At 71.8% G+C, this 16,185-nt stretch carries 17 protein-coding genes and 1 tRNA gene; 3 read left to right on the top strand and 15 right to left on the bottom strand.

The features are described 5' to 3' along the window. Positions 1–122: 122 nt before the first annotated feature. From ACWD4G_RS43725 to ACWD4G_RS43715, 3 genes are all read right to left on the bottom strand, one after another. Positions 123–192 (bottom strand) — tRNA-Ile (locus ACWD4G_RS43725). Between the two features lie 49 nt (positions 193–241). Next, complete coding sequence (locus ACWD4G_RS43720) at positions 242–1,726, bottom strand: alkaline phosphatase PhoX (RefSeq protein ID WP_451303974.1); 1,485 nt, start codon at positions 1,724–1,726, stop codon at positions 242–244. A gap of 504 nt (positions 1,727–2,230) precedes the next feature. Next, the gene (locus ACWD4G_RS43715; RefSeq protein ID WP_451303972.1) at positions 2,231–2,470 is read right to left on the bottom strand and encodes a hypothetical protein; all 240 of its coding nucleotides are present in this window, start codon (positions 2,468–2,470) and stop codon (positions 2,231–2,233) included. Positions 2,471–2,607: 137 nt separating this feature from the next. Here ACWD4G_RS43715 and ACWD4G_RS43710 point away from each other — a divergent pair, with 137 nt between their 5' ends. Further along, a complete protein-coding gene (locus ACWD4G_RS43710; protein ID WP_451303970.1) occupies positions 2,608–3,345 on the top strand; it encodes a hypothetical protein in 738 nt (245 codons plus the stop codon). Here ACWD4G_RS43710 and ACWD4G_RS43705 read toward each other — a convergent pair. Then, positions 3,342–4,841, bottom strand: coding sequence for a hypothetical protein (locus ACWD4G_RS43705; protein WP_451303968.1), 1,500 nt, complete (start codon positions 4,839–4,841; stop codon positions 3,342–3,344). The two genes, ACWD4G_RS43710 and ACWD4G_RS43705, sit on opposite strands and share 4 nt — an antisense overlap. Before the next feature lie 429 nt (positions 4,842–5,270). Between ACWD4G_RS43705 and ACWD4G_RS43700 the strand changes: the two genes are divergently transcribed. Continuing rightward, positions 5,271–7,133 (top strand): endonuclease/exonuclease/phosphatase family protein, encoded by a 1,863-nt coding sequence (locus ACWD4G_RS43700; protein WP_451303966.1) that lies wholly within the window; start codon positions 5,271–5,273, stop codon positions 7,131–7,133. 83 nt (positions 7,134–7,216) lie between these two features. On the opposite strand, the gene ACWD4G_RS43695 is transcribed toward ACWD4G_RS43700, so the two are convergent. The 5 genes from ACWD4G_RS43695 to ACWD4G_RS43675 all read right to left on the bottom strand — a co-directional run bounded on the left by ACWD4G_RS43695 (position 7,217) and on the right by ACWD4G_RS43675 (position 10,314). Continuing rightward, positions 7,217–7,957, bottom strand: a complete 741-nt coding sequence (locus ACWD4G_RS43695; RefSeq protein ID WP_451303964.1) for an SRPBCC family protein — start codon at positions 7,955–7,957, stop codon at positions 7,217–7,219. A 5-nt stretch (positions 7,958–7,962) separates the two neighbouring features. Then, positions 7,963–8,631, bottom strand: coding sequence for an ArsR/SmtB family transcription factor (locus ACWD4G_RS43690; RefSeq protein ID WP_451303962.1), 669 nt, complete (start codon positions 8,629–8,631; stop codon positions 7,963–7,965). 102 nt (positions 8,632–8,733) lie between these two features. Beyond that, positions 8,734–9,459, bottom strand: coding sequence for an antibiotic biosynthesis monooxygenase (locus ACWD4G_RS43685; protein ID WP_451303960.1), 726 nt, complete (start codon positions 9,457–9,459; stop codon positions 8,734–8,736). A 130-nt stretch (positions 9,460–9,589) separates the two neighbouring features. Further along, a complete protein-coding gene (locus tag ACWD4G_RS43680) occupies positions 9,590–9,874 on the bottom strand; it encodes a DUF3618 domain-containing protein (protein ID WP_451303958.1) in 285 nt (94 codons plus the stop codon). Next, positions 9,871–10,314, bottom strand: coding sequence for a phage holin family protein (locus ACWD4G_RS43675; RefSeq protein WP_451303956.1), 444 nt, complete (start codon positions 10,312–10,314; stop codon positions 9,871–9,873). Before ACWD4G_RS43675 ends, ACWD4G_RS43680 begins: the two co-directional genes overlap by 4 nt. 162 nt (positions 10,315–10,476) lie before the next feature. Here ACWD4G_RS43675 and dapA point away from each other — a divergent pair, with 162 nt between their 5' ends. After that, the gene (gene dapA / locus ACWD4G_RS43670; RefSeq protein ID WP_451303954.1) at positions 10,477–11,385 is read left to right on the top strand and encodes a 4-hydroxy-tetrahydrodipicolinate synthase; all 909 of its coding nucleotides are present in this window, start codon (positions 10,477–10,479) and stop codon (positions 11,383–11,385) included. A gap of 16 nt (positions 11,386–11,401) precedes the next feature. Here dapA and ACWD4G_RS43665 read toward each other — a convergent pair whose 3' ends face one another. The 6 genes from ACWD4G_RS43665 to ACWD4G_RS43640 all read right to left on the bottom strand — a co-directional run bounded on the left by ACWD4G_RS43665 (position 11,402) and on the right by ACWD4G_RS43640 (position 16,074). Next, entirely contained in the window at positions 11,402–12,631 is a 1,230-nt protein-coding gene (locus tag ACWD4G_RS43665) for a WD40 repeat domain-containing protein (protein ID WP_451303952.1), read from the bottom strand. Further along, the gene (locus ACWD4G_RS43660) at positions 12,628–13,185 is read right to left on the bottom strand and encodes a SigE family RNA polymerase sigma factor (protein ID WP_451303977.1); all 558 of its coding nucleotides are present in this window, start codon (positions 13,183–13,185) and stop codon (positions 12,628–12,630) included. The genes ACWD4G_RS43665 and ACWD4G_RS43660 overlap by 4 nt, the downstream gene beginning before the upstream one ends. Before the next feature lie 73 nt (positions 13,186–13,258). After that, positions 13,259–13,387, bottom strand: coding sequence for a hypothetical protein (locus ACWD4G_RS43655; RefSeq protein ID WP_451303950.1), 129 nt, complete (start codon positions 13,385–13,387; stop codon positions 13,259–13,261). Between the two features lie 37 nt (positions 13,388–13,424). Then, positions 13,425–13,682 (bottom strand): hypothetical protein, encoded by a 258-nt coding sequence (locus ACWD4G_RS43650; RefSeq protein ID WP_451303948.1) that lies wholly within the window; start codon positions 13,680–13,682, stop codon positions 13,425–13,427. A gap of 167 nt (positions 13,683–13,849) precedes the next feature. Next, positions 13,850–14,839 carry a 2,3,4,5-tetrahydropyridine-2,6-dicarboxylate N-succinyltransferase gene (gene dapD / locus ACWD4G_RS43645; protein ID WP_451303946.1) on the bottom strand — a complete coding sequence of 330 codons (990 nt, stop codon included), beginning with the start codon at positions 14,837–14,839 and terminating at the stop codon, positions 13,850–13,852. Positions 14,840–15,120: 281 nt separating this feature from the next. Beyond that, positions 15,121–16,074, bottom strand: coding sequence for a CU044_5270 family protein (locus tag ACWD4G_RS43640; protein ID WP_451303975.1), 954 nt, complete (start codon positions 16,072–16,074; stop codon positions 15,121–15,123). Positions 16,075–16,185 lie beyond the last annotated feature (111 nt).

The raw sequence follows: 16,185 nt of genomic DNA, 5'->3' as shown, positions 1-16,185 counted from the left end.
CAGCGGTGCACCTCATCAACCGTGACGTCCCCACCCATGCCCACTTCAACGAGCAGCCAGACCAACCGTCACACCAACTGCGGCTGCAGTACTAACCCCTGAGCTACACCGGCATGTTGTGCCGGTGGCGGGACTCGAACCCGCGACCGCCCCATTATCAGTGGAAGTAGGTCCTGCCTTCGCACCTGGACATGCATCACTTTAGGAGGGCGGGCGCGGGGTGGGCGAGCGAATTAATCGGCTACTTCTTCTGGCGCTTCCAGGGCCCGGTGATGGCGAGGAGGATGCCCGGGGTCTGGATGTTGGCGTAGAGGGTCTTGCCGTCGGGGGAGAAGGTGACGCCGGCGAACTCGCTGTATTCCGGCTCCTCTTCGGTGCCGATGTTCAGGTCGTTGCGGGCTATGGGGTACGTGCGGCCGCTGTCGGTGGCGCCGAAGAGGTGCTGGACGCCCTCGCCGTCCTCGGCGAGGATGATGCCGCCGTACGGGGAGACGGTGATGTTGTCGGGGCCGTCGAGGGCGCCGTCGACGGAGGGGTCGGCGTTGACGCCGAGGAGGACCTTGAGGGTGAGGGTGCGGCGCTTGGGGTCGTAGAACCAGACCTGGCCGTCGTGCGCGGCGCCGGGGCTCTCGGCACGGGCGTAGGAGGAGACGATGTACGCGCCGCCGTCGCCCCACCACATGCCTTCGAGCTTGCGGGCGCGGGTGATCTCGCTGTCGCCGAACTGCTTGCGGACGGCGACGGTCTTCGCGTCGCGGTCGGGGACGTCGATCCAGTCGACGCCGTAGACCGTGCCGATCTTCGTGGCGCGGGAGAGGTCGTCGACGAACTTGCCGCCGGAGTCGAAGCACTTGGGTGCCTGGAGGACACCGGCGTCGTCGGCGAGTTCGCGGAACTTGCGGGGGCCGTAGGCGAAGCCCTTCGGCGGGGTCCAGCGGAAGAAGAGGCCGTTGGGGCCGGCGGCGTCCTCGGTGAGGTAGGCGTGGCCGCGCTTGGGGTCGATGACGACGGCCTCGTGGTCGTAACGGCCGAAGAACTTCAGGGGCTTGGGGTCGCGGTTGGCGCGCTGGTCGCAGGGGTCGACCTCGAAGACATAGCCGTGGTCCTTGGTCATGCCGTTGACGCCGGCCTTGTCGGAGTTCTCCTCGCAGGTCAGCCAGGTGCCCCAAGGGGTGCTGCCGCCCGCGCAGTTGGTGGAGGTGCCGGCGATGCCGACCCACTCGGCGACACGGCCGTCGGGGCGGACCTCCACGACCGTGCAGCCGCCGGACGCGGCCGGGTCGTAGACGAGGCCCTCGGTCAGCGGGACCGGGAACTCCCAGTTGGCGCGGGGGCCCTTCAGCTCGTGGTTGTTGACGAGGAGCGTGGTGCCGCGGGGGCCTCGGAAGGCGGCGGTGCCGTCGTGCTTGGCGGGGGTGAACTCGCCCGACTCCAGCTTGGTCCTGCCGCAGTACGTGATGATCTTGTACGTGAACCCGGCGGGGAGGGCCAGGATGCCCTGCGGGTCGGGGAGCAGCGGCCCGTAGCCGACGCCGCCGCCGTGGCGGGCGGCCTCGCCGTCGGCGCCCGCGTCCACGGCCGTCGTACCGGTGGTGCCGGTGGTGTCGGTCTCCGTCGACGCGAGGGCGTTCGGGGCGGTGGCGAGGGCGCCTACGCTGCCGGCCAGTGCGACCCCGGCGCCGGTGACCGCGGATTGTCTGGCGAAGTCCCTGCGGGTGAGCGACATGCTGTCTCCTGCGTGGCGGTGGGATGACCCTTGGGATGACTGTGGGGGCTGACCGTGGGGGGCTGACCGTGGAGGGTGGCGGACCCGATGCTGTCGCGCCAAACGGTCGCGGGCGGGCCTGAACACGGGTTGAACGAGGGCCGACAGGGAGGTACCCCCTTGGGTAAAGGCGCCGTACGCCGGTGAGGGCGGGCCGGTCATGGCGGCGCGATCGAGATGCGGCTCGCGCACACGGGGGTCGACCTGGCGGCCCCGACCGAGCTGTCTGCGACCCGGCCGCACCCGGCCGGACTCAGCGGCGACCGCGTAGCAGACGCCTCAGGGCCAGGCCGACGCTGAGCCCGAGGAGGGCACCGGTGAGCGCCCCGGCGGAGGGCCGTCGAGTGGGGGCGCCGGGAACCGCCGGTGGACCGGGTGGGGGCGGTGGGACGGGTAGGGCCGGCGGGCCAGGAGTGGTGGCGGGCCGGGAGCGGTGGAGGGCCCACGTACGGAGGGCAGCCTGCGTCAGCCCGCCGGGCTCCTCGGCGACAAGCGGGCCCGCGCGTACCTACGGACGGCCGCGACCAGGCCCGCGCGCTCCGGGTCGTCGCGGCGGGCCGCCAGTACGACGCGGCTGGGCTCCACGTCGGCGACCGGGACCGTGGTGAGGTCCGGGCACAGGGTGTGGATGTGGGCCTCGGCGGTGATGGCCGCGGCCTGCCCGGCGGCGACGGGTTCGAGCTTGTCCTGGACGGTGTCGATCAACGGGCCGGCGGGAGCGGAGCGGCCGTTGGGCCGGGGTCGATCCGCCAGAAGGCGTTCAGCACCGGGTCGGCGCCGAAGCAACTTCGTGGCGAGCGGTACGAAGACCTCGCCGGCCTCCGTGAGGTGGTTACCCCGGGGTGCCCGCCCCATGCCCACTGGGCGCCCGCCCCAACACCCATCCCGACGCCCACCCCAACACCCATCCCGACGCCCACCCCGACACTGTCGCCGTCCCGCCGAGCCCTCGGGCCGCCAACGTGCGCAGGGCGCTCGCGTTCGCGGAACACGGTGTGCGTGCGTCGGTCGTACGGCTGGCCCCGGCGGTCCACGACGAGACGAAACGCGGTCTGATCGGACAACTGTCCGATCTCGCCCGTGAGAAGGGCGTCTCCGGCTATGTCGGCGACGGCTCCAACCGCTGGACCGCGGTGCACCGTCTCGACGCGGCACGCCTGTTCCGCCTGGCGCTGGAGGAGGCTCCGGCGGGCTCGGTCTGGCACGGCGTCGCCGAGGAGGGCATCCCGCTCCGCGCCGTCGCCGAGCGGATCGCCCAGCACCTGGGCATCCCGGCGACCACCGTCCGCCCCGAGCGCGCCCCCGCCCACTTCGGCTTCCTGGCAACGCTCCTGGGCCGCGATCTCCCCGTGTCAAGCGCCCTCACCCACGCTCGCCTGGACTGGCACCCGGACCGGCCCACGCCGCTGGACGACCTGGCCGAGGGCCACTTGCCGGGGAGTGCCCAGCAGCCCCACCCGGCCGTTCAGGGGCGCGGGGCCCTGTCGACATGCGGCTCCGCCGCGCGGGCGCGATCAGCCGCGCTCAACCCGCGCCCGCCGACAAGCCCGCACCCCCGAGCCATTAGGTGCCCGGCTTAGGCGCCCGGCCCTGAAGACCGCGCCTTGAACGCCGCCTTCCGGGCCTCCTTCGCCACCTTCTTGTCCGGATGAATCCGCCCCATCGCCTCCAACACCTCGGCGGTGGCCGGATGCTCCACCCGCCACACCGCCGCGAAGAACCCGCTGTGCTGCTGGGCCAGCCCCTCCACCAGGGCCTGGAGTTCGGCGGAGTTCCCCTCGGCGGCCAGCTGTGCGGCGACCGTGTCGATGGTCAGCCAGTACACCATCGCCTCGGAGGGCGCCGGCACATCGTCGGCGCCGCGCTCGGCGAGCCACACCCGGGCGAGCCCGCCCAGTTCGGGATCGTCGAGGACCTCGCGGAGCGCGGGCTCGGCGACCGGCCCGACCAGCGACAGCGCCTGCTGGCAGCGGAGCCTGCGCAGCGGCGCCCCGGCGTCGGCCCCCCGCGCGGCGGCCAGCAACTCGCGTGCGGCGGCGAGGGATTCGCGTCCGGCGAGCCACTGCTCGGTCTCGGCCTGGGCCGCCGCCGGCGGAAACCCGGCGGTGCCGTCGAGCAGCGCGTCCGCCCCCTTGTCGACGAGTTCCCCGACCGCGGGCGCCACGATCCCGGCCTCCTGCAGCCGCGCCCGCATCCCGTACAGCCCGAGCGGGGTGAGCCGCACCATGCCGTACCGGGCCACATCGGCCTCGTCGACCTCCGCGATCTCGCCGCCCTCAGGGACCCCGCCCTCGACGGCGTCCCCGGACGCCTCCGTCTCCTCCGCATCCGTCATCAGCGCCTCGTCCACCGGCTGGTACTCCACCAACCCCACCGGCTCCAGCACCCGGAACTGGTCGTCGAGCCGCATCATCGCGTCCGACACCTGTTCCAGTACGTCGTTCGTCGGCTCCCCCATGTCATCCGGGACGATCATGGACGCGGCGAGCGCGGGCAGCGGCACGGGCCCGTCGCCGGGGCCGTCCTCGCTGACGGTGAGGAGATAGAGGTTGCCGAGCACCCCGTCGAGGAACTCGGCCTCGGCCTCGGGGTCCCAGTCCAGTTCGGAGAGGTCGATCTCGCCGCCGGCCTCCATGGCGTCGACGATGCCGTCGAGGTCGGGCACGCTCGCGTCGGCGAGGGCGGTCTCCAGGGCGGCGAGCCAGACGCCGAGCACGTCCCGGGGTGCCCCGGAGGTGAGCAGCGCGAGTTCCTCGCCCGCGGTGACGGTCCCCGCCTCGCCTTCCTCGGGGTCCACGATCTCGACGAGCCCGGCGTCCACCGCGACCCGCCAGGCCTCGCTCGCCCAGGCCGCCGCGTCCTCCGCGTCCACGCCCTCCCCGGTGAGCCCGAGCACCTCGGCGGCGGCGGGCAGTTGCTCGTCGACGAGTTCACCCCCGGCGCCCACGCGGGTCTCCGGCCCGGCCCAGCGGGCGAGGCGCGCGGCACGCGAGAGCAGCGGGGTGGCGAGCGCGGCCCGCGCCAGTTCCGCTTCGGGGCGGAGCCGCACGGGCGGCAGTGGCGAGCTGTCTGACATCGGCGGGGTTCTCCTTGGGACGAGCAATGATCTGCGACGACGAGCAAACCGAGAACAACGAGTGAGCACGGCCCACGCGGAAGTGGCGCGGCCCACAGAGAAGTACGGCAGCCGCTCAGCCTAGACGGATTTCCACCCATGCCGCCCGGTTCATGTACCTGCCAGGACCGGTACATGGCCGAAACCTTGACAAGTGGCCTGACCAGACAGGAGATTGACGCGCGTAGAAACTCATGGGTAGCTCCGGGGAGCCTCAGGGCCGCCTCCTGGGCCACCCACAGCGGCCACCACGGCCGTCGGCGGGATTCTACGCGCGTCACGCCACCCGCCGATCGCGTACGCCCCGCCGCACCGGCGACGGACCACCCGTCGCCGGCCCCCTCGTCCACCCTCGTCCCGGCGCTCACGCATGTCCCCGGAGGGATACCCTTGCCGAGCAAGAGAACCGCGCGCATCGGCGCGCTGACCGTCGCCGCCATCTGCTCCACGGTCTCCGCCGTGGTCCTGACCTCGCCCGCCGAGGCGGACTCGGTCCGTATCCACGACATCCAGGGCACCACCCGGACGTCCCCGCTGCTGGGTCAGCAGGTCTCCGGCGTCGAGGGTGTCGTCACCGGCGTACGCGGCTACGGCCCGTCGCGCGGCTTCTGGCTCCAGGACACGCGGGCGGACGACGATCCGGCCACCAGCGAGGGCGTCTTCGTCTTCACCGGCTCCACTCCGAAGGTCACCGCCGGCGACGCGGTCACCGTCTCCGGCACGGTCGGCGAGTTCGTGCCGGGAGGGACTTCGTCCGGAAACCAGTCCGTGACGCAGATCACCCGCCCGACCATCACGGTGGTCTCCAGTGGCAACGCGGTCCCGGCCCCCGCCGTCATCGACGCGAAGTCGGTGCCGAGCGCGTACGCCCCCTCCGGTGACTCGGCGGCGTGGGGGTCCCCCCGGTCGAGCGAAGCCGAGAGTGGGGGAGGCTCGGTCAACGCGCTGACGCTCGCCCCGGCCAAGTACGCCCTGGACCGCTATGAGTCCCTGGAGGGCATGAACGTCCAGGTCGCGAACGCCCGCGTGGTGGGCGCCACGGACCCGTTCACCGAGCTGTGGGTGACGGTGAAGCCGTGGGAGAACGCGAGCCGTCGCGGTGGCACGGTCTACGGCTCCTACGCCTCGCAGAACACCGGCCGTATCCAGATCCAGTCGCTGGGCGCGGTCGCCGACTTCCCGAAGGCGAACGTCGGTGACGTCCTCAAGGGCACCACGGCGGGCCCGCTGGACTACAACCAGTTCGGCGGCTACACCCTCGTCGCGAACGAGATTGGCACGCTGAAGCAGGGCGGTCTGGAGCGCGAGACGACGAGGAAGCAGTCGCGCGGCGAGCTGGCGGTGGCGACATACAACGTCGAGAACCTCGATCCCTCGGACGCCACCTTCGCCGAGCACGCGGCGGCGATCGTCGGCCACCTCCGGTCGCCCGACATCGTGGCCCTGGAGGAGATCCAGGACAACAACGGCGCCACCAACGACGGCACGGTCGCCGCCGACCAGACCGTGCGGAAGCTGATCGACGCGATCGCGGCGGCCGGCGGCCCGACGTACGACTGGCGTTCCATCGACCCGGTGGACCTCGCGGACGGCGGTGAGCCCGGCGGCAACATCCGCCAGGTGTTCCTGTTCAACCCCGAGCGGGTCTCCTTCACCGACCGCGCGGGCGGCGACGCCACCACGGCCGTCGAGGTCACCAAGGCGTACGGCAAGGCCCGACTCACCGTCTCCCCCGGCCGGATCGACCCGGGGAACGCCGCCTGGGCCAACAGCCGCAAGCCGCTGGTCGGCGAGTTCTCCTTCCGGGGCAAGCCCGTCTTCGTGATCGCCAACCACTTCGCCTCCAAGGGCGGCGACCAGGCGCTGCACTCCCAGTTCCAGCCGCCGACGCGCTCCTCGGAGACCCAGCGCCACCTCCAGGCGAGTGCCGTGAACACCTTCGTCAAGGAGATCCTCGCGGCCCAGAAGAACGCCGATGTCATCGCCCTCGGCGACATCAACGACTTCGAGTTCTCCGGCACCACCGAGTTGCTGGAGAACGACGGCGCCCTGTGGTCGGCGGTCAAGTCCCTGCCGAGGAGCGAGCGTTACTCGTATGTCTTCCAGGGCAACGCCCAGGTCCTCGACCAGATCCTGATCAGCCCCTCGATCCGGCGCTCGGGCGCGTTCACCTACGACAGCGTGCACACCAACGCGGAGTTCCACGACCAGATCAGCGACCACGACCCCCAGGTGCTGCGCTTCCGCCCGTAGGTCCTCCGGCGCGTACACCACTGAGCCCGGCCCTCCTCGGAAGGGCCGGGCTCAGTCACGTTCAAGGGCGATCGCCGAACCGCTCAGCCGGTGAAGACACCCTCCAACCACGCCCGCCAACCCGTCTCGTTGGCCTTGGCGTCGGCGTCCGGGGCGAAGTCGTGGACGCTGATGCCGACGGGGTAGCCCCAGTGGTTGCGGCCGAAGAAGCGGAGGAGGGCGTGGTCGGTGCGCAGCCCGATGAAGTAGGCGTTGCGGTAGTCGACCACGGCGTCGAACTCCTCGCCCTCGGGCCCCCGGGCCCGTACCCGCGCGCCCTCGGCGGTGTCGTCGGCGAGGCCGAGCGCACGGGCCACGGCGGTGAACGCGTCGGCGGCCTTGGACGCCTCGGGCCCGTCCTCGAAGGTGGCGAAGGCGACCGGGCGGCCCGCGAAGCGGGTCAGGTACTGCCGCAGGGTGTGCAGGTAGAAGTCGGTGTGCTTGTCGGCGGCGTCGTACTGGTTGTCCCAGTCCTCGACGAGGATGCCGCTGTGCACATACCGCACCCAGGCCCGCTTGCCGCCCTCGCGCGGCTCGATGGTGTAGTCGAGCTGATTGGCGCTCTGTACGGCGATGTCCTCGACGTTCTCGACGCGGTTGACGTAGCGGTGGGGCGGGTCCCAGGCGGTGACGGTCGAGCCGAAGGGCCCCTTGCCGCCCTCGCGGGGCTCCGGCGGCTCCATCGGCCACATCCAGCCGCCGGTGCCCTCGGTGACGGCCTCCCACACCTGCTCGGGCGAGGCGTCGACCTCGAACTCCCGGGCGATCTCGAATTCCTTGGACATGCTGCTCACTCCTGGGTACTGGGCAGTTCGGGGGACTGGGTCGGGGCTGGAGCCTGGGCCTGGGATGGGGCCTGGGCCGGGGCCGGCGTCGGGTCCCCGACCGTGGGGTGGACGGCGACGACGATCCGGTGACCCCGGCCGCCCTCGGCGTCGGGGGCGTCGTACTTGCGGATGAGGGCACTGACCCCGGCGGTCAGCTCCTGCACGAACGCGGCCCGGTCGGCGGCCGAGGCGAAGGTGACCTCGCCGTCCAGCGCGAAGGTGGCGAGCCGCTGCCGGGCCTTGGCGGCGCCGGTGATCAGCGAGCCGACGTCACGGACGAGCCGGGCGCCGAGGGCGAGCAGCCAGCGGGCGGAGAGCTGGTCCCGGAAGCGGTCGGGGTCGGGCTGCACGGCGGCCAGGGCGACCGGCGAGATCACATACGAGGCGGCGGTCGCCCGCATCAGCCGCTCGGTCACATTGCCCTTGCGCCGCTCCCCCGCCAGCTCCACCAGGCCGTGCCGCTCCAGCGCCTTCAGGTGGTAGTTCACCTTCTGCCTCGGCAGCCCCACCTTCTGGGCCAGCATCGCGGCCGACGCGGGCCCCACCGCCAGCTCGGCCAGCAGCCGCGCCCGTATGGGGTCGAGCGACACGGCCGCGGCCTCGGGGTCCTCGATCACGGTGACGTCCAACATGGCTCCACCCTCTCACCGAAAACTTTTCTTGTCCAGACGATCGAAGTTTTCGGTCAGGGTCTCGGTCGGAGTCTCGGTCGAAGTCTTCGATGGCCGCTCCGGTCAGTCGGGGACGAGGCCCAAGGCGTACGCGTAGCGGGTGACCGTGCTGCCCTTGAGGCCCGGCCAGGTGCGGACGCGGTCCCAGAGCGGGCCGGGGGAACCGACGCCGTCGCCGGGGGCCGCCATCGCGGCGATGTGGTCCCGCGCGCTCTCCCACTCGGCGTAGTTGAGGACGCGCGTGCCGTCGGTGCTGAGGTGGAAGTGGGCGGAGATCCCTCCGGGGTGAGCGTTCGGCTCGACGAGGAGCGCCTCCTCGACGGCGTCCACCCAGGCCCGCTGCCGCACCGGATCGGGCCCTTCGAACTCGATGTCGACGATCACGACGCAACCGGGCACCCGCTCCCCTCGCCCCTCCTCCCCGACCAGGCTGCGGTAGCGCGTGTACCGCCCGAGCCCCACCCGCTCGATGCCGGGTACGGCGGTGTCGATCTCGTCGTTGCGCTCCTGACGATGCGTCCTGACGAACGCCTCGTACGCCTGCTCGTCGGCCCACTGCGAGTGGTGCAGCAGACCGGAACCGTCCTCCGCCGCGTAGACGAAGTACCCCAACAGCCCTTCGGCGGGCCAGGGTCGGCGCTCCCAGGTGCGGGCGACGGCCTCGATGGTCTGCCGTTGCCGCGTGGGCGTACCGACCCGCCAGGTGCTGAAGAAGGGCGCCCCGACATCGGGCCGGTCGAGGAGGGGATGGGCATCGGTACGGCGGGCGGGACGAGTACGGCCGGTCATGTCGCTCTCCAGTGGTGGGCGTTCGTAGCGGACGCCCACCACCCTTCAACCTCGACCAGGATTCAGGTCAAGTGACCGGTCAGACCGCCGACCTGCCGAGCCGGATCGCGAACGCCGGGGATCGCGAACACTAGCGATAGTGCCGCCACACGAGGACGCCGGCGACCACGGCCGTCACCACGGTCACGCCCGTCGCGCCGACGACGACCGCCCGCCGGGGCACCCGCTCCCGCGCGGAGCGCATCCGCGCCTGGGCCCGCCCCTTGACATCGGCCTTGGCCGCCAGTTCCTCGACCGTGTCGCCGAGCCGTGCCCGGGTCTCGGCGATCTGCTGCCGAAGCTCGTCGGGCCCCTTGGCCCCCGTGGGAGCCGGGGAGGTTCCCGAGGTACGCGTCGTGTCAGTGGTGTGGGTCATCGCCGGGCCCTCCCCTTGATCTCGTCCATGTCCGCCTTGACGCTGTGCAGCGCCAGTTCCGGTGTGGGTGGCGTGGCCCGCCGCAGCTGGGCGCGGCCGAGCAGGGCCAGTACGGCGGCGATCACGAAGAGCACACCCATGACGATCAGCGCCGCGGCCCAGACGTCGACCACGAGGGAGAGTGCCGCGACCCCGGCACCGGCGAGCGTCATGAAGCCGACGTACGCGACGGCCCCGGCCGCGCCGAGGAGTCCGCCGCCGCGCCCGGCGCGACGCCCCTTCTCGGTCAGCTCCTCCTTGGCGAGGGCGACCTCCTGTCGTACGAGCAGGGAGAGCTGTTCGGTGGCCTGCCCGACCAGCTGGCCCACGGAGTGGTGGTCGTGTCCGCCCGGCCCCGGACGTCCGGGGCGCAGGGGCCTGGTCTCGGTGGTCCCGGTCACGTGTCCCTCCTCTTCCTCACCTGTCGGGACAACCCGGGTACCCGCGCTCGCCGGGCACTACCCCTGGCCCACGACCGACACGCCCTCCGTGTAGCAGGCGTACCGCATATCTCGTAGAAGAATTAAGTGGAGCTTCACAATCGTCACGCCGAGACTACCCCCATGACGACGACACAGCACCCCGCCCGGCCCACCCCCTTCGGTCGCGCTCTCTGCGCGATGGTCACGCCGTTCGCCGAGAGCGGCGCCCTCGATCTCGACGGCGCCCAGCGGCTGGCCGATCGGCTGGTGGCCGAGGGGTGCGACGGGCTGGTGCTGTCCGGTACGACGGGGGAGGCGCCGACGACGTCGGACGCGGAGAAGGCGGAGCTGATCCGGGCGGTGCGGGCGGCGGTGGGTGAGCGCGCCACGATCGTCGCGGGCGTGGGGACGTACGACACCCGGCACACCCTGGAGCTGGCCCTGGCGGCCGAAAAGGCGGGCGCGGACGGGCTGTTGGCGGTGACGCCGTACTACAGCCGGCCCCCGCAGGACGCCGTCGAGGCCCACTTCCGCGAGCTGGCCGACGCCTGCGGGTTGCCCGTCGCCCTGTACGACATCCCGGGCCGCACCGGCACCCGGATCGCTCCGGAGACGATGATCCGGCTGGCGGCCCACCCCCGGATCGTGGCGGTGAAGGACTGCGCCTACGACCTGCTCGGCACCCAGAAGGTGCTGGCGGAGACGGAGTTGGCGTACTACACGGGCTGCGACGAGTACGTGCTGGCGCTGTACGCGATCGGCGGGGCGGGATACATCGGCACGGTCGCCAATGTGGCGCCCCGTCAGTTCCGTTCCGTCATCGACGCGTTCGACGCGGGTGACACCGCTGGGGCCGCCCGGCTCCAGCGGCGGACCATCCGGCTCACCGCGTTGATGATGTCCTCCGGTCTGCCCGGCACGGTGACGGCGAAGGCGCTGCTCAGCCGGCTGGGCCTGCCCTCCGGTCCGGTCCGTGCGCCGCTGCGGCCCGCCGACCAGGAGGTGGCCGACGGGCTGCTGGCGGCATACGAGGAGTTGGTCGCCTCCTGAAGCGAGGGCCGGGCGCTCAGCGGGTGGCGAAGAGCGGTACCCAGTCCCCCCACTCCCTGCTGGTGATGCGCTTGCGGGCGCCGCTGAGCTTGATCGTCTTGTCGCTGCCGATGGTGACGAGGACGAGGGCGTTGTGGAACTCGTTGTCGCCGGGTGCGATGTCCCAGGCGATGAGCCGCTTGTCGTCGATCCAGGTGAGCAGTTCCTGTCCCCGCACCTTGTGGAGCTTCTCACCGGTGTGGGCGTCGAGTATCCAGGAGGCGGTGGTCTTGTCGTCGCCCGCGAAGTCACCGGCCGCCAGCTTGCCGTTCGGGGACAGCCGTGCCCCCACGATCCAGTGCAGGTACTTCTCGTTGGCGGGCTTGGGAACCTCGTTGCCCTCCAGGTCGTAGAACTGCTCGTGCGGTTCCGTGGTCAGCCCGGAGTAGACGAGCTTGCCGTCGTCGCTGAAGGCGAAGTCCTGGCGGACGTTGAGGTCGCCGTCCTTGTTGTCGAAGACGACCTCGCTCCAGTCGGCCTCGCCGGAGTCGACGTCCACGATGTAGAAGCCGGTCCGAGGGGACTGGAACCAGTTCCGTTCGTAGTCGTTCTTCTTGCCGTCGCCGTCGGCGTCGTAGTCCACCTTCGTCAGCAGGTCCGGGTTCTCGCTGTAGGTGGTGGCGACGAGCTTGGTGCCGTCGGGCGAGAACTCGACGCCCGCGACGCCCCGGTCTGCCCCGATCCAGCGCTCGACCTCGCCGGTGCGCAGATCGAGCAGCCCGATCCGCTTGGCCGGCAGATCCTTCTCCAGCACGGCGGCGGTCCGCATACCGGGGGCGATCGAGACGACGGACCAGCGGGAGTCCGTCTCGTACTTGCCTGTCTTCTGGTCGAGCATCCGGTAGGTGCGTTCCAGGACCGCGGTGTCCTTCTTCGACGTCAGGACCGTGTCCCAGGTGTAGTACGCGGCCAGCGCCTTGTCCCCGGCGGCGATCATGTCGCGCGGCGGCGACTGGTCGGGGTGGGCGATGATGTCGCTCCTGTTCGTCTCGGTCGCGAACCGCACCTCGTCCTTGCCGGAGTCCAGCAGCGGTACGGCCACCGCGACGGCGACCACGGCGGCGGTCGCCGCGGCCACGGCGACGATCCCCCGGGTCCTGCGGCGGCGTCGGACGGCCAGCACCCGGTCGGCGAAGCCGCCGTCCAACGGTGTCTGCTCGTCGGCCTGTTCACGCAGCGCGTCCCGCACCAGTTCGTCGACGTTCACGGACGCACCTCCACGGGCGAGAAGTCACGGGACGGCTCCTGCTCGGCCGCGGCGGGGCCGAGCAGGGCCAGCTCGGGTGCGAGTTCGCGCAGCCGGGCGAGTGAGCGATGGGTGGTGGACCGTACGGTCCCGACGGAGCAGCCGAGGATGCGGGCCACCTCGGACTCCGGCAGATCCTCGAAGTAGCGGAGCACGAGCACGGTCCGCTGGCGTGCGGTGAGCCGGGCGAGGGCGCCGCGCATCACCAGGCGCAGTTCCACGCCGGGCGCCCCGTCGGCGGCGGCGTCCTGTTCCGGCGGCTCGGCGACGGTCAGCTCGCGGCGCCGCCACTTCAGCCGCCAGCGGCTGATCTGCTGCCGGTAGAGGATCTGCCGGACATACGCCTCGGGCTCGTCGATGCGCTGCCAGCGCCCGGCGGCCTTGATCAGCGCGTTCTGCAGCAGATCCTCGGCGGCGTGCCGGTCCCCTCCGCTGAGCAGTACGGCCGTCCTCAGCAGCGCCGACGACCGCCCGGCCACGAACTCCCGGAAACTCTCCTGCCCTTCGGCATCCATCGTCACCTTCTCTTCCCTGGCGGACCCCGTGTCCCGCCCCTGTATCCCTTGTGACGCGCCGACCGGGCTCCGGCTATGCCAGTACACCGAAGAAGAAGGCGAAGAAGACGTCGAAGCCGACGGCGAGGGTGCCGGAGAAGATGCCGGGGAAGACGCCGGGGAAGATGTCGGGGAACGGTTCGGGGCCGGTACGCGCGTGCACACGCGTACCGGCCCCGAACCCCACGGGCGGACGGCCGTCAGGCCGCGGGCTCCGGCCCCGCGGGCTCCGCTCCGCCCCAGCTGTGTCCGTCACCGAACAGCAGGGTGTGCTCCAGCACGTCCTCCATCGGATCGTCGACCTGTCCGACGTTGACGAGCCCGATCCGGGGGCCGTTGTGCGAGGACTTGTTGGTCTCGTCGGCGTACGCGGCCCCGCCGGACAGCCCGCACACCGCCACCGTGGCCAGCACCCCCGTGACCACTCGCGCCACGGTCCTCGCCCGGTCGTTCCTCATCCCTCGGCCCCTCATTTCGTAGGTTCGGCAGCTGATCGGACACTGGGTCCGACCCGTTCATCTGCCTGCGCCCCACGAAGGTCACGCCGAGTAACTCGTACGAGGTGCCATCGAACTGAGTCGTGATCGCCCAGCCGTGGTGCTCGGTCGCGGGCCGCTACGGCCGCTCAGTTGTGGCTGTGGAGGATCTCGTTGAGGCCGCCCCAGACCGCGTTGTTGGGGCGGGCCTCGACGACGCCGGTGGTGGAGTTGCGGCGGAAGAGGATGTTGGAGGCGCCGGAGAGTTCGCGGGCCTTGACGATCTGGCCGTCGGGCATGGTGATCCGGGTGCCGGCGGTGATGTAGAGGCCGGCCTCGACCACGCACTCGTCGCCGAGGGCGATGCCCACGCCCGCCTCGGCGCCGATCAGGCAGCGCTCGCCGATGGAGATGATGACGTTGCCGCCGCCGGAGAGGGTGCCCATGGTGGAGGCGCCGCCGCCGATGTCCGAGCCGTCGCCGACGACGACACCGGCGGAGATCCGGCCCTCGACCATCGACGTGCCGAGGGTGCCCGCGTTGAAGTTGACGAAGCCCTCGTGCATGACCGTGGTGCCCTCGGCGAGGTGCGCGCCCAGGCGGACCCGGTCGGCGTCGGCGATCCGGACGCCCTTGGGGGCCACGTAGTCCGTCATGCGCGGGAACTTGTCGACCGACGTCACCTGGAGGTGCAGGCCCTCGGCGCGCGCGTTCAGCCGGACCTTCTCCAGCTCGTCCACGGCGACCGGGCCGAGGGAGGTCCAGGCGACGTTGGGGAGCAGCCCGAAGATGCCGTCGAGGCTCTGGCCGTGCGGCTTGACCAGCCGGTGGGAGAGCAGATGCAGCCGCAGATAGGCGTCGTGCGTGTCGGTCGGCTTCTCGTCGAGGGAGGAGATGACCGTACGGACCGCGACGACCTCGACGCCCCGGCGAGTGTCGGGACCGACCGCCGCGGTCGCGCCGCCGCCCAGCAGCTCCGCCGACTGCTCGGCGGTCAGCCGCTCGGTGCCGGACGGGCCGGCCTCCGCGACGAGTTCGGGCGCGGGGTACCAGGTGTCGAGAACGGTGCCGTCGGAGGCGATCGTGGCGAGGCCGGCGGCCACGGCGCCGGTGGTGCGAGGAGCAGTCGTGTCGGTCATGAGGGCAACCTAACTGTCGGGAGCCTGTGCGGGCCAACCCGAGGCGGGGACGTCTCAGGGGCCGGGCACCAATGGGGACGTACGCCCCCAGAGGCACACCCCGAAACGGCACACCTCGGGGCACGGAGCCGGCCTTCCCCTTCGTACCTCTTGGCCGTGCTCTGCGTACCTCTCGGCCGTCCCCGGTGTACCAGGCCCGTACGCGTACGGGCGGCCCGCGCTCCCCTCGTGCCGCGGGCCGCCCGTGTCCTGGAAGGGCCACCGTCAGGCCCTCGGCGGTGTCAGTCGCGCTCGCCCGGCTTGTCGACGACGGCGACGCGGACGGTCGAGCCGCCGGCGTCGACCCTGCCGTCGCTGATCAGCCTCATGCCGAGGACGTCGTACGTCCGCGGGTCGATCAGCCACTCGGTGCCGTCGTACTGGCCGCCGCTGTCGCCGCTGTCACCGCGGCCGTCGCTGATGTAGTTGCCGTCGTCGTCCCGGACGTTGCCGCCGTAGCGGACCGCGACGGCCCGGTGTCCGGCCGCGTCCTCGACCAGGTGATCGACCACGGTCAGACCGGGCACGGTGGCCAGCGCTCGGTAGAGGCCGGCCAGAGCCTTGCGGGGCATGATGTCCGCGCCTAGGAGGTAGGCGATCTCCGCGTAGTCCTCCTGCGACCGGGTGGCGCCCTCGGTGTCGACGATGACGTCCCGGGCGCGCAGTGCCTTCAGCGCTCCCTCGGCGTCGGCGGGGAGTGTGGAGAGGAAGCGGTACGTCTGGCGCGGCGAGCGCACGGCCATCGTCCCGATCTGCTCCATCTTCAGCACGTTGACCTGGAGCTTGTCCGTGGTGCCGGAGGGGCCGCGCTCCTTGAAGGCGATGTCCCTGCCGTCGTAGCGGAGCCAGGTCTCCTGATAGCGCTCCCCGAGGGGCAGCGCCTCCAGGCTCTCCAGGGCCCGGCCCTCCTGGGCGACCTTGGTGTAGACCCACTGCTCGGCCTCGGGCTCGGTGACCGCCGGCTGTTCCTCCACCGCTTGCGCGGCCCGCTCCAGCACCTCGGCGGCGGTCATGTGCCTCAGATCGGCGTCGGTGAGGTCCGCCGGTGCCGACAGCGTGCGGGGGGCGTCGTCCCGGTCCGCCAGCAGCGACGCGGTCAGCGCCACCGCGGTCACGGCCGCCGCGAACCCGATGATCGCGGCCTGCGGCAGCAGCCGCGTCCGGCGCCGCCGCTCCCCGGCCCGTGCCGCGTCCAGCAGTCGCGGGGGGGGGGGGGGCGGGGGGTATGTGGCACTTTTTTTCCGCGGGGGGTATCACGGGGGGGGGGGATTCCGGGGGGGGCAGACGGACATCTCGGGGCCGGGGCG

Source organism: Streptomyces sp. NPDC002643 (assembly GCF_053592555.1).
The sequence above is the reverse complement of the archived record's forward strand: the minus strand, read 5'-3'. Positions and strand labels throughout refer to the sequence as shown.

Bases quoted from the DNA above. Each gene is read 5' to 3' on its own strand.
- ACWD4G_RS43650 (WP_451303948.1), bottom strand. From the start codon at position 13,682: ATGAGGAACGACCGGGCGAGGACCGTGGCGCGAGTGGTCACGGGGGTG.
- ACWD4G_RS43660 (WP_451303977.1), bottom strand. From the start codon at position 13,185: ATGGATGCCGAAGGGCAGGAGAGTTTCCGGGAGTTCGTGGCCGGGCGG.
- ACWD4G_RS43685 (WP_451303960.1), bottom strand. From the start codon at position 9,459: ATGACCGGCCGTACTCGTCCCGCCCGCCGTACCGATGCCCATCCCCTC.
- dapD (WP_451303946.1), bottom strand. From the start codon at position 14,839: ATGACCGACACGACTGCTCCTCGCACCACCGGCGCCGTGGCCGCCGGC.
- ACWD4G_RS43720 (WP_451303974.1), bottom strand. From the start codon at position 1,726: ATGTCGCTCACCCGCAGGGACTTCGCCAGACAATCCGCGGTCACCGGC.
- dapA (WP_451303954.1), top strand. From the start codon at position 10,477: ATGACGACGACACAGCACCCCGCCCGGCCCACCCCCTTCGGTCGCGCT.
- ACWD4G_RS43680 (WP_451303958.1), bottom strand. From the start codon at position 9,874: ATGACCCACACCACTGACACGACGCGTACCTCGGGAACCTCCCCGGCT.
- ACWD4G_RS43695 (WP_451303964.1), bottom strand. From the start codon at position 7,957: ATGTCCAAGGAATTCGAGATCGCCCGGGAGTTCGAGGTCGACGCCTCG.
- ACWD4G_RS43705 (WP_451303968.1), bottom strand. From the start codon at position 4,841: ATGTCAGACAGCTCGCCACTGCCGCCCGTGCGGCTCCGCCCCGAAGCG.
- ACWD4G_RS43690 (WP_451303962.1), bottom strand. From the start codon at position 8,631: ATGTTGGACGTCACCGTGATCGAGGACCCCGAGGCCGCGGCCGTGTCG.